The sequence below is a fragment of the Xanthobacter autotrophicus ATCC 700552 genome (genome assembly GCF_043194565.1).
GTDB classification, from domain to species: domain Bacteria; phylum Pseudomonadota; class Alphaproteobacteria; order Rhizobiales; family Xanthobacteraceae; genus Xanthobacter; species Xanthobacter autotrophicus_F.
Genome location: NZ_JBAFVS010000007.1, coordinates 212,183 through 225,966, shown reverse-complemented (window position 1 = coordinate 225,966; position 13,784 = coordinate 212,183). Strand labels below are relative to the sequence as shown.

Here is a 13,784-nt window from a genome sequence, read left to right as displayed (position 1 = left end):
ATGGCGAAGGTGCAGCTTGTCCTCAATGCCGGCTCCTCCAGCCTCAAGTTCCAGGTGTTCGTGGACGATGGCGCGGATGTGCCGAACCGGCTCTATCGCGGCCTGTTCGAGGGCCTCGGCACCGATCCGCACTTCAAGGTGAAGGATCACGACGGGAGGGTGGTGGGGGAGGAACGCTGGCCCCACGCCGCCACCTACGGGTTCGAGGAGGCGCTGGCCTACCTCTCGGATTGGCTCGCGGACCATCGCGGCGGCCACCAGCTTGCGGCCGTGGGCCATCGCGTGGTGCATGGCGGGCCGAACTACAGCCATGCGGTGCGCCTGACGCCGGAGATCATCGCCGAGCTGGATCAGCTTTCCCCACTCGCGCCGCTGCACCAGCCGCGCAGCCTCGAGCCCATCCGCATCATCGCCCGGCGGATGCCGGGCCTGCCGCAGGTGGCGGCCTTCGACACCGCCTTCCACCGCACCCAGCCGGAGATCGCCCAGGCCTTCGCCATCCCGCAGTCCCTCACCGACGCGGGGGTGAAGCGCTACGGCTTCCACGGCCTGTCCTATGCCTATCTCGCCACCCAGTTTCCCCACGTGGACGAGCGCCTGGTGCACGGCAGGGTGGTGGCGGCGCACCTCGGCTCGGGCGCGAGCCTCGGTGCCATGGAGGCCTCGAAGAGCATCGCCACCACCATGGGCTTTTCCGCCCTGGACGGGCTGGTGATGGGCACGCGCTGCGGCACCATCGATGCCGGCGTCGTGTTCTATCTCCAGCGCGAGCTGGGCATGACCGCGTCGGAGGCGGAGCATTTCCTTTATACGAAATGCGGCCTGCTCGGCGTTTCCGGCATCTCCAACGACATGCGCGAACTGCGCGAGAAGGCCGAGGCGGAGCCGAGCGCGCAGTGGGCCATCGACCTGTTCGTCTATCGCATCAACCGGGAGTTGGGCTCGCTGGTGGCGGCGCTGGGCGGCATCGACGCCCTCGTCTTCACCGCCGGCATCGGCGAGAACGACGCCGCCACCCGCGCCGAGGTGATCGCGGCCGCCCGCTGGGCCGGCTTCGAGCTGGACCCGGAGGCCAACCGCTCCGGCGCGACCCGCATCACCAGGGGCAGCGGCCCGCAGGCCTATGTGATCCCCACCGACGAGGAGTGGACCATCGTGCGCGAGATGCGCGCGGTGCTGGCGCAGGACCGGCAGGCCGCCGGAGAGATCTGAGCGTTTTCGAGCGAGGCGGGGACCCGGCTCGTGGGAAGAGGGCGCGTTAGGACAATGGCCTGGAGCCGTTTCGCGGTTCAATGAAACGCGAGCGTGCTCGAAGGAGACGCACATGAACCCGTTGGACATGATGAAGGTGTACGGCCGGGTGGCGGAAATCTACCGCCTGCGCCTCGGCGAGGCTGTGTCGGCCTATGGCACGGCCATGCGCGGCGCGGCGAGCGCGTTTACCGCCGCCGGCCGCCCGCAGGATCCGGCGAGCGCGTGGCGCGACACCGTCTCCTACACGTTCGATGCGGCCCAGCGGTCCCTCATCTTCTGGGACACCATGCGCCAGCGCGGCAACAACTGGATCGCCCACGAGAAGGCCGGCAAGCCGCCGCTGCTCGCCTTCGCCTATGAGACGATCGCGGATGCGCGCACCTTTGCGCGCCCGGCCAACTACGCCCTGGTGCGCATCCTGCCGCCCGAGGGGGTGACGCTGGATCCCGACAAGCGGCCGTTCCTGATCATCGATCCGCGCGCCGGCCACGGGCCGGGCATCGGCGGCTTCAAGGCGGATTCGGAAGTGGGCTTCGCGCTCAAGGCCGGGCACGCCGTCTACATGGTCATCTTCTTCCCCGAGCCGGTGCCGGGGCAGACGCTGGCGGACGTGTCGCTGGCGGAGACCGAGTTCGTGCGCATCGTGCGCGAGCGCCATCCCACCCGCGGCAAGCCGGTGGTGATGGGCAATTGCCAGGGCGGCTGGGCCGCCATGCTGGTGGCCGCACTTGATCCCGAAAATGTGGGGCCCATCGTGGTGAATGGGGCGCCCATGTCCTACTGGGCCGGCAACGATGCCGAAAACCCCATGCGCTACGCCGGCGGCGTGCTGGGCGGCGCGTGGACGGCCTCACTCGCCGCGGACCTCGGCGGAGGTGTCTTCGACGGCGCCTATCTGGTGGACAATTTCGAGTATCTGAACCCGGCCAACACCTATTTCGGTAAGTATTACAACCTCTATTCCCGCATCGACTCGGAGCCGCCGCGCTTCCTGGAGTTCGAGCGCTGGTGGGGCGGCTACTTCCTGATGAACCGGGAAGAGATCAAGTGGATCGTGGAGAACCTGTTCGTCGGTAACAGGTTGGCCGCCGGCAAGGCGGAATGGGCGCCGGGCAGGACCTTCGACCTCAAGGCGGTGCGCTCGCCCATCATCGTCTTCGCCTCGCTGGGCGACAACATCACCCCGCCGCAGCAGGCCATCAACTGGGTGGCCGACCTTTATCCCACCACCCAGGCCCTGAAGGACGCGGGGCAGGTGATCGTCGGTCTGATGCACCAGAGCGTCGGCCATCTCGGCATCTTCGTTTCCGGTGCGGTGGCCAAGCGCGAGCATGCGCAGATTGTGGACCTTCTCGAATATGTGGAGGCGCTGCCCCCCGGCCTCTATGGCATGACCATCGAGGAGGATCATTCCGGCGCCGAGGTGAAATACGACGTGACGCTCACCGAGCGCCAGGTGGAAGACCTTGCCCTGCTGCAGAAATACAGCCGGAAGGACGAAATCCCCTTCGAGGCGGTGGCGAATGTTTCCGAGGTCAATGCGCGGGCCTATGAGACCTTCGTGCATCCCGTGCTCGCCGCCGTGGTGACGCCGGAGATGGGCCGGGCGATGCGGGCCGTGCACCCGCTGCGGGCGGTGCGCTGGGGGCTTTCGGACCTCAATCCGTTCCTCGCCGCTTTGGCGCCGTTCGCCGAGTTTGCCCGCGGCCAGCGCACCCCGCGCAACGAGGACGGCCCGCACGTGGCCGCCGAGCATTTCATGGCCACCGCCATCACCGCCGGCTTCGATCTCTACCGGCAGATGCGCGACGCCACGGTGGAGACGGAGTTCTTCCGGCTCTACGGCACCCTTGCCATGGTGGACCCCGACCTCACCGCGCCGGCGACCCCCGCCATCGTGGAGCAGTCGCCGGTGGAGGTGGCGTCCGCGCTCGCCGCCCTGCGCGAAGGCGGCTTCACCGATGCGGCGGTGCGCGTGGCGCTGCTCGCCCAGAAGCGCGGCGGCGGGCACCAGCGTCTCTCCACCCTGAAGCAGATCCGCGAACTGGTGGGGCAGGAGGTGGGGCTCCTCGCGCTGCCGGCCGATGATGCGCAGGCGGTGATCCGGCGGCAGTCCATCATCGTCGAGCATGCGCCCGACGATGCCCTCGCCACCCTGCCGGCGCTGCTGCCGACGCCGGAGGCGCGCGCCCACCTGCTGACCCTGCTGGACCGGCTGCTCGCGAACATCGCCTTCGGGCCGCAGGTGACCGACTTTGTCGCCGACGTGAAGCGTGTGCTGGCCGAAAGCCCGGCGGGGCAGGGCGCCCAGGGTCAGGTCATTCCATTTCCTTCCTATGCAGGGCAGGCCGTATGAGCGCGCAGGACACGACGACGGGTTCCATGTCTCAGCCGGACTGGGACCTGCTGGGAGCGGCGCTGAAGGGCCGCAAGGCGCTGGTGCTCGGCATCGCCAACGAGCATTCCATCGCCTATGGCTGCGCCCGGGTGTTCCGCCGGCTCGGTGCCGATCTGGCGATCACCTACCTCAATGAAAAGGCGCGGCCCCATGTGGAGCCGCTGGCGCAGGAACTGGGCGCCAGCATCTTCGCCCCCTGCGACGTGAGCCGCGAGGGCGAGCTTGACGCCGTCTTCGCCCGCATCGCTCAGGAGTGGGGCGGCCTCGACATCGCGCTGCATTCCATCGCCTTCGCCCCCAAGGACGATCTTCAGGGCCGGCTGGTGGATTCCTCGGCGGAGGGGTTCAAGGTGGCCATGGACATTTCCTGCCACTCCTTCATCCGCATGGCGAAGCTCGCCGAGCCGCTGATGACCCATGGCGGTACGCTGATGGCCATGAGCTATCACGGCGCCGACAAGGTGGTGCCCAACTACAATCTCATGGGTCCGGTGAAGGCGGCCCTGGAGAGCACGGTGCGTTATCTCGCCTACGAGCTGGGACAGAAGGACATCCGCGTCCATGCCGTCTCGCCTGGCCCGCTGAAGACCCGTGCCGCGTCCGGAATCAAGGATTTCGACGTATTGCTGTCCGAGGCCACCCAGCGCGCGCCCATCGGCGAACTGGTGGACATCGACGACGTGGGCCTCACCACGGCGTTCCTGGCCACCCCCTTCGCGCGGCGGCTCACCGGCATGACCGTCTATGTGGATGGCGGCCTCTCCATCATGGCGTGACGCACCCGTCCAGGCGGGGCTGCTGCACTGCGGCGGGCCTTCTTGATCACGATCCTCAAGGCGATCATACTGGCCACATTGTTTCGGCCAATTGCGTTGAGGTTCGCCATGCCTTTGAAGGAAGAGGATATTCAGCCCGGCAAGTGCTACAAGACCAAGGGCATCGAGAATTACAAGGTGATCGCCATGACCCGCGGCATCGTCACCTACCAGACCTGGACCTCGCCCCTGCGCATCAATGTGGGCGTCAAGCAGTTCGCCGATGCGGTCTATAAGGTCGTGCCCTGCCCGAAATAGCGCTGGCGTAACCGCCCGGCGGAAGTCCCCGAGCCTTCGGAGCCTTTGGGGTGTCGGCGCGCGGCTTCCGGCCGGTCCGCATCGATCCTTAGAGCGTTATCCGATCAGATTGCGATGCAATCTGATCGGCGCGTGCTCTAGCCGGCAGGCCGCAACAGATATCAGTTTTTGTGCGTTGCGGCATCGACGGCGCGCGGATGCGGCGGTATAGCTGGCGGGAACGCTCAATGAGAACGTTTCCCGTGCTCTCCGTCGTCATTGCAACGCACAATTCCGAACGCCAGCTCGTGCCGGTCCTGTCGGCGCTCGTTCCGGGCGTGACTGCGGGCGTGCTGCGTGACGTGACCCTGGTGGATTCCGGCTCCACGGACGGCACCCTCACCATTGCCGATGCCGCCGGCTGCGCCTTCCTCACCGGTGTGGACGACGTGGGCGCGCGGCTGCGCCAGGGGGCGGCGCAGTCGCGTGGGCGCTGGGTGCTGTTCCTGTCGGATTGCTCCATCCTGGAGGAAGGCTGGTCGCGGGAGGTGATGGCCTTCATCGAAACCTGCGAGCGGCGCGGCCAGGCCGAGCGCATCGCCGCCACCTTCCGCCTCGCCGTGGACGGCTACGGCATCGGTCCGCGCGTCGGCGAAGCGCTGGCGGTGGCGCGGCTGGCCCTGTTCGGCCTGCCGGCGCCCGGCCAGGGGCTGCTCATCTCCCGCACATACTACGAACGGCTCGGCGGCCACCCCTCCGGCGGCAGGGCGGAACGGCGGCTGGTGGCGCGAATCGGCCGCCGCCGCATTCACCTGCTGCGCCCCCATGTGCTGATGCCAGCCGGGGACGCCTGAGGGCCGAAGGTCTGCCGTTCGGGAAATTTCCCGGCGGTTCTCAACATCCCCCTTGGCGATCAGCCCCGGTTGCGCATAGATGGCGGCGCGGGGTCGGGCCGGCTTCTCTTGGGGAAGCGGGCGCCGGTCGGTCATTTCTCGTAAGGGGGCCGGTCGAACGATCAGCGGGCTTTGGAGCGCGATCCGTTCAGGTTGCAATGGCCTGCACGGCGGATCCGTCTCCGACTTCAGGACAGGGAACAGTTTGCCGGTCCGATTGTGATGCAATCTGACCGGAACCTGCTCCGGGACAGATCGGGCATGGTGCCTGATCGATGCCCCGCCTGAGGCCCGCGGCGCACGCCTCGCCTCCCGTAGCGGTGCCGCGCACCGAGGGAGCGGTCCATGGACCTTCGCCGTCTTTTCCTGTCCCGTCTTTTTCTGCGCCGTCTTTTCCTCTGCCGTGAGTCCTTGCGCCGTGATCCTTTGCAGCGCGAATCCCTGCGTCATCGCCTCCTGACGCTCGGCCGCATGGCCTGCCTTGCCGTCGCGGTTGCCAGCCCGGCGACGCTGGCCTTCGGGCAGGTGCCCCGCCCGCCGGCAAGCGTGCCCTCCGGCGCGCCTTCGGCCCAGCCGCAGCCGCCCGTGCCACCCCGCCCCGCCAGCCTCAAGACCTTTCAGCGCTCCGACCTGGTGAGCGCCGCCCGCCGCTACGAGCGGGTGCTGCGCCGTGAGGGGACCGCGCCCACCCAGCCCCTCGACAAGGTGCGCCGCGACGCCGCCCAGGCCTTCCAGCGCAACGATGCGCGCGCCGCCGCCGAGCTTTATGCCAGCCTCGCCATCGCCCAGGCGCAGGATTCGGGGGTGTGGCTGCGCCTTGCCCGCTCGCTCGCGGCCATCAAGCCCAACGACGACGAGGACGCCTCCGCCTTCATCGACAATGCCATGGGCGCCGCCTTCATCGCCTATCGCCGGGCGCAGACCCGGGCGGAGGAGGGCGAGGCGCTGTCCTTCATCGGCCACATCTATGCCGACCGGCGCCTGTGGAACGCCGCCATCGACACCATGAAGCTGGCCATCGACCTGCGCGACAACGCCGCCGACCGCACTTTCCTCGACAAGCTGAAGGAGGAGCACGGCTTCCGGCTGGTGGATTATTCCGTGGAATCCGACGCCGCCGCCCCGCGCGCCTGCGTGCAATTCTCCGAGGATCTGGCCGCCGGCATCGATTTCGCGGCCTTCGTGCAGGTGGGGGGAATGGACAAGCCGGCCATTACCGGCGAGGCGCGGCAGATCTGCGTCGAGGGCCTGAAGCACGGCGAGCGCTACACGCTGGCGGTGCGGCCCGGCATTCCCGCCGTCACCGGCGAGCGCCTGCGCAAGGCCACCGAGCTCACCCTCTATGTGCGCGACCGTTCGCCCAGCGTGGGCTTCACCGGCCGCAATTACGTGCTGCCGCGCACCGGACAGAAGGGCATCCCGCTGGTTTCGGTGAACACCAGCGCGGTGAAGGTCGACATCCTGCGCATCGGAGACCGGGGCCTGGTGCCCACCGCCATCCAGGGCGAGTTCCGGCAGGGCATCGAGGCCTATGCGCGCGAGCGGCTGGCCGAAGGCTCCGCCATCGCCGTCTATTCCGGCGTGCTGGAGGTGGACAATCCGCTGAACGCCGATGTCACCACCGCCGTGCCGGTCACCGAGGCGGTGGGGCGGCTGGAGCCGGGCGTTTATGTGATGACCGCCGAGCCGGAAAAGACCGCCGGCGACGACGATTATTCCACCAAGGCGACCCAGTGGTTCATCGTCTCCGATCTCGGCCTCACCGCCTTGTCGGGGCAGGACGGCGTGCACGTCCTTCTCCGCTCGCTCGGCAGCGCCGAGCCGGTGGCGGGCGCGGAAGTTCGCCTCATCGCCCGCTCCAATGAGGTGCTGGGCACGGTGAAGAGCGACGCCAACGGCTATGTGCGCTTCGATGCCGGTCTGTCGCGCGGCCCCGCTGGCCTGGGTCCCGAGGTGGTGACGGCGCGCACGGAGGGCGGCGACTACGCCTTCCTGTCGCTCAAGGAAACCGCCTTCGACCTCACCGATCGGGGTGTGTCCGGCCGCGACGCGCCGGGGGGGCTGGACGCCTTCCTTGCCACCGAGCGCGGCGTGTACCGCTCTGGCGAGACCGTTCACCTTACCGTCCTGCTGCGCGACGCGCAGGGCAATGCCGCGCCCGGCGTGCCCCTGACTCTCCAGCTCTACCGGCCCGATGGGGTCGCCGATCGCCGCCTCGTGGTGGCGGACCAGGGGGCGGGCGGGCGCACGGCGGACTTCGCCTTGCTCAAGGGCGCCATGACCGGCACCTGGCGCGCCAAGGCCCTCACCGATCCCAAGGCGCCGGCCGTGGGCGAGGTGACCTTCCTGGTGGAAGACTATGTGCCCGACCGGGTGGAATTCGACCTTTCCGCCCGCGAGACGCGCCTGCCGCGCAACCGGCCGGCCGAAGTGCTGGTGGACGGGCGCTTCCTGTTCGGCGCCCCCGCCGCCGGCCTGGACGTGGAAGCCGAGAGCCAATTGCGCGCCGCCGCCGAGCGCCCCGGCTTTGCCGGCTACCGCTTCGGCAACGGGGAGGACCAGGTGCTGGCCGAGCGCCAGCCCCTGGCGGATGCGCCCCAGACCGACGCGCGCGGCCGCGCCAGCCTGCGCCTTGTCGCCTCCGACCTGCCGCGCACGGCGCGGCCGCTGGAGATGGAAGCCTTCGTGCGCCTCGTGGAGGCGGGCGGCCGCGCGGTCCAGCGCACCATCGTGCTGCCGGTGGCGCCGGCGGGCAGCCAGATCGGCTTGAAGCCGCTGTTTGCCGACCGGGTGCGGGAAGGGGAGGTGGCCAATTTCGACGTGGTGGTCGCCGGCATCGACGACAAGCTTCTCGCCGCCCCCGGCCTGACTTGGAAGCTGTCGCGCATCGAGACGCGCTACCAGTGGTATCGCGTCAGCGGCTCGTGGGACTATGAGCCGGTGAAGACCGTGACCCGCGTGGCGGACGGCCGGCTCGACACCAAGGCGGACGGTCCGGCGCGCCTTGCCATGCCCACGCAATATGGCCGCTACCGCCTCGACATCATCGGCGATGGCCTGCCGCTCACCAGCCTGGCCTTCGAGGCGGGTTTCGCCGGCGAAGGCAGCGCCGATACGCCGGACCGGCTGGATCTGACGCTGGACCGCGCCGCCTATGCCACCGGCGACACGCTGGACGCCACCATCACCGCCCGCGCCGCTGGCACCGCCAGCGTGCTGGTGCTGAACGAGGGCCTTCTGGAGCAGAAATTCCTGACCGTTTCGCCTGGCGCCAACACCGTGAGCTTCAAGGTGGGGGCGGGCTGGGGGCCGGGGGCCTATGTGGTGGCCTTCATGCACCGGCCCCTTGATGTTGCAGCAAGCCGCATGCCCGGCCGCGCCATCGGTCTCTCATGGTTCTCCGTGAACAAGGACGCGCGCACCCTGAAGGTGGAGCTTTCCCCGCCCGCGCAGATCCGCCCCAACACCACCCTTTCCGTACCGGTGCGCGTCGCCGGCCTCGCCGCGGGCGAAAAGGCCTATGTGAGCGTGGCGGCGGTGGACGTGGGCATCCTCAACCTCACCGGCTACAAGCCGCCGGCCCCCGATGCGGTGGTGTTCGGCCAGCGCCGGCTGACCTCCGACATCCGCGATTTCTACGGTGCGCTCATCGACGGCATGCAGGGTGCGGCCGGCCGGCTGCGCTCCGGCGGCGACGGCAGCGAGACGGTCATGCTCGCGAGCCCGCCCAATGGGCCGCCGCTGGCGCTGTTCTCCGGCCTGGTGGAGGTGGGGGCGGACGGCACCGCCACCGTATCCTTCCCCATCCCCGCCTTCGACGGCACCGCGCGGGTGATGGCCATCGCCTGGAGCGCGGGCAAGCTCGGCCACGCCGCCGCCGACGTGGTGGTGCGCGACAAGGTGGTGATGCTCGCCACCCTGCCGCGCTTCCTCGCCTCCGGCGACCGCTCCAGCCTGAACCTCGACCTCACCAATGTGGAAGCGCCCGACGGCGAGTATCGCCTTGATGTTTCCGCCACCGGTGCCGCCACCGTCACCCAGCCGGCCGGCCCGGTGACGCTGGCGGCAAAGCAGCGCCAGTCCCTGCGGCTCGCTCTGGAGGGCAAGGCTGTGGGTCCCGCCACCGTCACCGCGCGGCTGAGCGGGCAGGGGCTCGACATCACCCGCAGCTTCGAGATGAACGTGCGCCCGGCCTATCCGGACATCGAGCGGCGCACGGTGCGCACGCTCGCCCCGGGGGAGAGCATCACCCTGTCGCGCGATCTCCTCGCCGACCTCTTGCCGGGAACCGGCAGCGTGGCGGTGAGCGCCATGCCGTCCAGCACCATCGACGTGCCGGCCCTGCTCGCCGCCCTCGATCGCTACCCCTATGGCTGCACCGAGCAGATCACCAGCCGGGCGCTGCCGCTCCTGTCCTACAACGAACTCAGCGTGCTGGCCGGCCGCGCCACCGATCCGGAGGCCGACCAGCGCATCCGCGACGCCATCGTGCGGGTGATGGCCCGGCAGGGCTCGGATGGCTCCTTCGGCCTGTGGTCGGCCGGCGGCTCCGACACCTGGCTCGACGCCTATGTGGTGGATTTCCTGAGCCGCGCCAAGGAGAAGGGCTTTGCCGTGCCGGAGGTGGCCTTCTCATTGGCCCTCGACCGGCTGCGCAACGTGGTCAACCTCGCCGGTGCCGACATGCGGGCGGAGACCGAGAACCTCGCCTATGCGCTCTACGTGCTGGCCCGCAACGGCCGCGCGCCGCTGGGCGACCTGCGCTATCTCGCCGACACAAGGCTGAAGGACCTCGGCACCCCCCTCGCCAAGGGACAGGTAGGGGCGGCGCTCGCCTTGCTCGGCGATCGCACCCGGGCGGAACGGGCCTTCAACGTGGCCATCGAGGGCCTGCCGGCCAATCCGGGCGCGCCGGTGGCGGGCCGGGCCGATTTCGGCTCGGTGCTGCGCGATGCGGCGGCCCTCACCGTGCTCGCCCGCGAGGCGGGGCTGGAGAAGCTCGCCGACGTGGCCCTTGCCCGCGTGGACGCCGCGCGGGTGCGCACCGAGCGCACCTCCACCCAGGAGAATGCCTGGCTGCTGCTCGCCGCCCGCACGCTGGCGGCCAGTGCCGCCAACATGGGGCTGGAGGTGGACGGCAGGCTGGTGCGCGGCCCATTCGGCCGCAAGCTCTCGCGCGCCGACCTGGAGCGCGGGCCGCTGACCCTGCGCAATGCCGGCGCCGAGCCGGTGAAGGTGGTGATCGGCATCAATGGCGCCCCCGTTGCGCCGGAACCGCCGGTGGCCAAGGGCTTCACCCTGGAGCGGCGCTATTTCACCCTCGACGGCAAGCCCGCCGACCCCTCCAAGGCGGTGCAGAACCAGCGTTTCGCCGTGGTGCTCTCCTTCACCGAGACCCAGAGCGCGCTGGCCGACGTATTGCTGGTGGACTACCTGCCCGCCGGCTTCGAGATCGAGAATCCCAGCCTCGTCCAGGGTGGCGACGGCGGCTTCACCTGGCTCGACGAGACCAGCGAGGCCGGCCATGTGGAGTTCCGCGACGACCGCTTCGTCGCCTCGGTGACACGGCAGGAGGGCGACGACGCCTTCATCGTCGCCTACACGGTGCGGGCGGTCGCGCCGGGGCGCTATGCCCATCCCCCCGCCATGGTGGAGGACATGTACCGTCCCGACCGCTTCGCCCGCACCGCCGCCGGCACGCTGGAGGTGGCGCCCGCCCGATGAGCGCGACCGGACCATCCGGGCCGTTGCCCGCCGCTCCCGCCCGTTGCCGGCCGTGGTGGCGGGTGGCGGCCGGCCTCGTGCTGGGGGCGGGGTTGCTCGCGGGCGGGGGCTTTGCCGGCCTCACCTACGTGCGCGCCCACACCCCGCCGGCGCCGCCGCTGAAGGTCTCGGCCGAGGTGGTGGATCGCGAGGGCCGGCTGCTGCGCCCCTTCGCGCTGCCCGACGGCCGCTGGCGGCTTGCCGCCACGGTGGCGGACGTGGACCCGCGCCTTCTCACCATGATCCTCGCCTATGAGGATCGCCGGTTCGAGCGGCACGGCGGGGTCGATGCGCTGGCCTTGCTGCGGGCGGCGGGACAGGCGGCGGCATCGCTGCGGGTGGTCTCGGGCGGCTCGACCCTGACCATGCAGGTGGCGCGCCTGACGCTGCCGCCACGCCCGCGCACCCTTGCCGCCAAGCTCGCCCAGATGCGCCGGGCGCTGGAGCTGGAGGCGCGGCTTTCGAAGTCCGAGATCCTCGGGCTCTATCTCACGCTGGCCCCCTATGGCGGCAATATCGAGGGGGTGCGGGCCGCCGCCCTCACCTATTTCGGCAAGGAGCCGCGCCGGCTCACCCTCGGCGAGGCGGCTTTGCTGGTGGCCCTGCCGCAGGCGCCGGAATCGCGCCGGCCGGATCGCTTCGCGGCGCGTGCGCGGGCGGCGCGCGACCGGGTGCTGGACCGGCTTTTGTCCCAGGGCCTCATTGCCGCCGACGAGGTGCGCGTGGCCAAGGCCGAGCCGGTGCCGATGGCGCGGCGCCCCTTGCCGCAGCTGGCGCCCCATCTCGCCGAGCAGATGGTGGCCGAGCGGCCGGATCTCTCGCGCCATCTCTCTACCCTCGACGCGCCGCTGCAGGAAAAGCTGGAGGAGCTGGTGCGCGAGCGCACGCGGGCGCTGGGCCGGGGGCTGTCATCGGCCATGGTGGTGATGGACAATGACAGCGCGCAGGTGCGGGCCTATGTGGCCTCGGCGGACTACCTCGACAGGGAGCGGGCCGGCGCGGTGGATCTTGCCCGCGCGGTGCGCTCGCCGGGGTCCACGCTGAAGCCCTTCATCTACGCCCTCGCCTTCGAGGACGGCATCGCCCATCCCGAAACCCTGATCGAGGATCGGCCCGCCCGCTTCGGCGGCTGGCGGCCGGAGAATTTCGACCGCGGCTTCCAGGGCACCCTTTCGGTGCGCAAGGCGCTGCAACTGTCCTTGAACGTGCCGGCGGTGCGGCTCTTGGATGCGGTGGGGCCGCAGCGTCTCGCCACCCGCCTCCAGCAGGCCGGGGCGCGGCTGGAGCTGCCGCCGGGGGCGGCGCCGGCCTTGCCCATGGGCCTCGGCGGCGTGGGCATCCGCCTGGTGGACCTCACCATGCTCTACGGGGCGCTGTCACGCGGCGGCGAGGCGCATCCGCTGGTCTTCCGTCGTGAGGGCGGCGCGGTGGCGGTGCCGCGTCGGTCCCGGCTGGTGGATCCGGTGGCCGCTTGGTATGTGGGCCAGTGTCTTCTGGGCACGCCGGCGCCGGACAATGCGCTGGGCGGGCGCATCGCCTTCAAGACCGGCACCTCCTACGGCTATCGCGACAGCTGGGCCATGGGCTTTGATGGGCGCCGCACCGTGGGCGTCTGGGTGGGCCGGCCCGACGGGCAGGCGGTGCCCGACCTCACCGGCCGGGGGGCGGCAGCGCCGCTTTTGTTCGACGCCTTCGCCCGCATCGTCCGGACGCCGGCGGGGCTCGGCCCGGCGCCGCGCGGCGCGGTGATGGCGGCGAATGCACGGTTGCCGGTGCCACAGCGCCATTTCGGCCGCACCCGGCAGGAGCAGCCCTTGCAGGTGGTCTATCCGCCGGACGGCGCGCGGGTTTCCGGCGCGGAGGCGGAAACCCTCGCGCTCAAGGTGGATGGCGGCACCTTCCCGCTCACCTTGCTCTTGGACGGCCGTCCGGTGGCGCAGGTGGAGGACCGGCGCACCCTGTCCTGGACGCCGCAGGGGCGCGGCTTCGCCCGGCTGACGGTGATCGATGCCGACGGGCTCTCCGACAGCGTGACGGTGCGGGTCGAGTAGGACCACCCCCAAAAGAAAGTCCCGCGCCACCTTGCGGTGGGCGGGACAGGCACTGGGAGGAAACGTAGAAGATGTCACGCTCCGGGCGAACGAGCCCGGAAACCGGAGCCGGAAAACTCAGAGGCCGCGGACAACCAGCTGGGCGATCTCGTCGCGGCTGCAGCCGAGCTTGGCCAGTTCGCTGTTGGGCATGCGGCGAAGCTGTTCGTAGCGAGCCGCCATCTGGCGGGCTTCCACGATGGCCGATGCCACCTGGGAAACCGCGGCGCCCATGCGCCCGAACAGCCCGAATTCGCGGGAAGGAGTTGCAGTGATTGTGGCCATTTTCGCCTCCGCTTGGAGATCGGCTCCAAATTCAATGTCCGCACCTTAG

General features: G+C 70.0%; 8 protein-coding genes. 7 read left to right on the top strand and 1 reads right to left on the bottom strand.

From position 1 onward, the window contains the following. The 7 genes from V5F48_RS10245 to pbpC all read left to right on the top strand — a co-directional run bounded on the left by V5F48_RS10245 (window position 1) and on the right by pbpC (window position 13,411). Complete coding sequence (locus tag V5F48_RS10245) at window positions 1–1,212, top strand: acetate/propionate family kinase (RefSeq protein WP_394258605.1); 1,212 nt, start codon at window positions 1–3, stop codon at window positions 1,210–1,212. Window positions 1,213–1,324: 112 nt separating this feature from the next. Further along, a complete protein-coding gene (locus V5F48_RS10240; RefSeq protein WP_394258604.1) occupies window positions 1,325–3,610 on the top strand; it encodes a DUF3141 domain-containing protein in 2,286 nt (761 codons plus the stop codon). Between the two features lie 26 nt (window positions 3,611–3,636). Beyond that, window positions 3,637–4,428 carry an enoyl-ACP reductase FabI gene (gene fabI / locus V5F48_RS10235; RefSeq protein WP_394258641.1) on the top strand — a complete coding sequence of 264 codons (792 nt, stop codon included), beginning with the start codon at window positions 3,637–3,639 and terminating at the stop codon, window positions 4,426–4,428. A gap of 108 nt (window positions 4,429–4,536) precedes the next feature. Beyond that, window positions 4,537–4,725, top strand: coding sequence for a hypothetical protein (locus V5F48_RS10230; RefSeq protein ID WP_138401061.1), 189 nt, complete (start codon window positions 4,537–4,539; stop codon window positions 4,723–4,725). 227 nt (window positions 4,726–4,952) lie between these two features. Further along, entirely contained in the window at window positions 4,953–5,558 is a 606-nt protein-coding gene (locus tag V5F48_RS10225) for a glycosyltransferase (RefSeq protein ID WP_394258603.1), read from the top strand. Window positions 5,559–6,023: 465 nt separating this feature from the next. Then, window positions 6,024–11,321 (top strand): alpha-2-macroglobulin family protein, encoded by a 5,298-nt coding sequence (locus tag V5F48_RS10220; protein ID WP_394258602.1) that lies wholly within the window; start codon window positions 6,024–6,026, stop codon window positions 11,319–11,321. After that, window positions 11,318–13,411, top strand: a complete 2,094-nt coding sequence (gene pbpC / locus V5F48_RS10215; protein WP_394258601.1) for a penicillin-binding protein 1C — start codon at window positions 11,318–11,320, stop codon at window positions 13,409–13,411. Before V5F48_RS10220 ends, pbpC begins: the two co-directional genes overlap by 4 nt. A gap of 117 nt (window positions 13,412–13,528) precedes the next feature. Here the strand turns inward: pbpC and V5F48_RS10210 are convergent, their stop codons facing one another. After that, window positions 13,529–13,735, bottom strand: coding sequence for a hypothetical protein (locus V5F48_RS10210; protein ID WP_394110806.1), 207 nt, complete (start codon window positions 13,733–13,735; stop codon window positions 13,529–13,531). Window positions 13,736–13,784 lie beyond the last annotated feature (49 nt).

Coding starts and splice junctions, on each gene's coding strand:
- V5F48_RS10245 (WP_394258605.1), top strand. CDS start 1: ATGGCGAAGGTGCAGCTTGTCCTCAATGCCGGCTCCTCCAGCCTCAAG.
- V5F48_RS10240 (WP_394258604.1), top strand. CDS start 1,325: ATGAACCCGTTGGACATGATGAAGGTGTACGGCCGGGTGGCGGAAATC.
- fabI (WP_394258641.1), top strand. CDS start 3,637: ATGTCTCAGCCGGACTGGGACCTGCTGGGAGCGGCGCTGAAGGGCCGC.
- V5F48_RS10230 (WP_138401061.1), top strand. CDS start 4,537: ATGCCTTTGAAGGAAGAGGATATTCAGCCCGGCAAGTGCTACAAGACC.
- V5F48_RS10225 (WP_394258603.1), top strand. CDS start 4,953: ATGAGAACGTTTCCCGTGCTCTCCGTCGTCATTGCAACGCACAATTCC.
- pbpC (WP_394258601.1), top strand. CDS start 11,318: ATGAGCGCGACCGGACCATCCGGGCCGTTGCCCGCCGCTCCCGCCCGT.
- V5F48_RS10210 (WP_394110806.1), bottom strand. CDS start 13,735: ATGGCCACAATCACTGCAACTCCTTCCCGCGAATTCGGGCTGTTCGGG.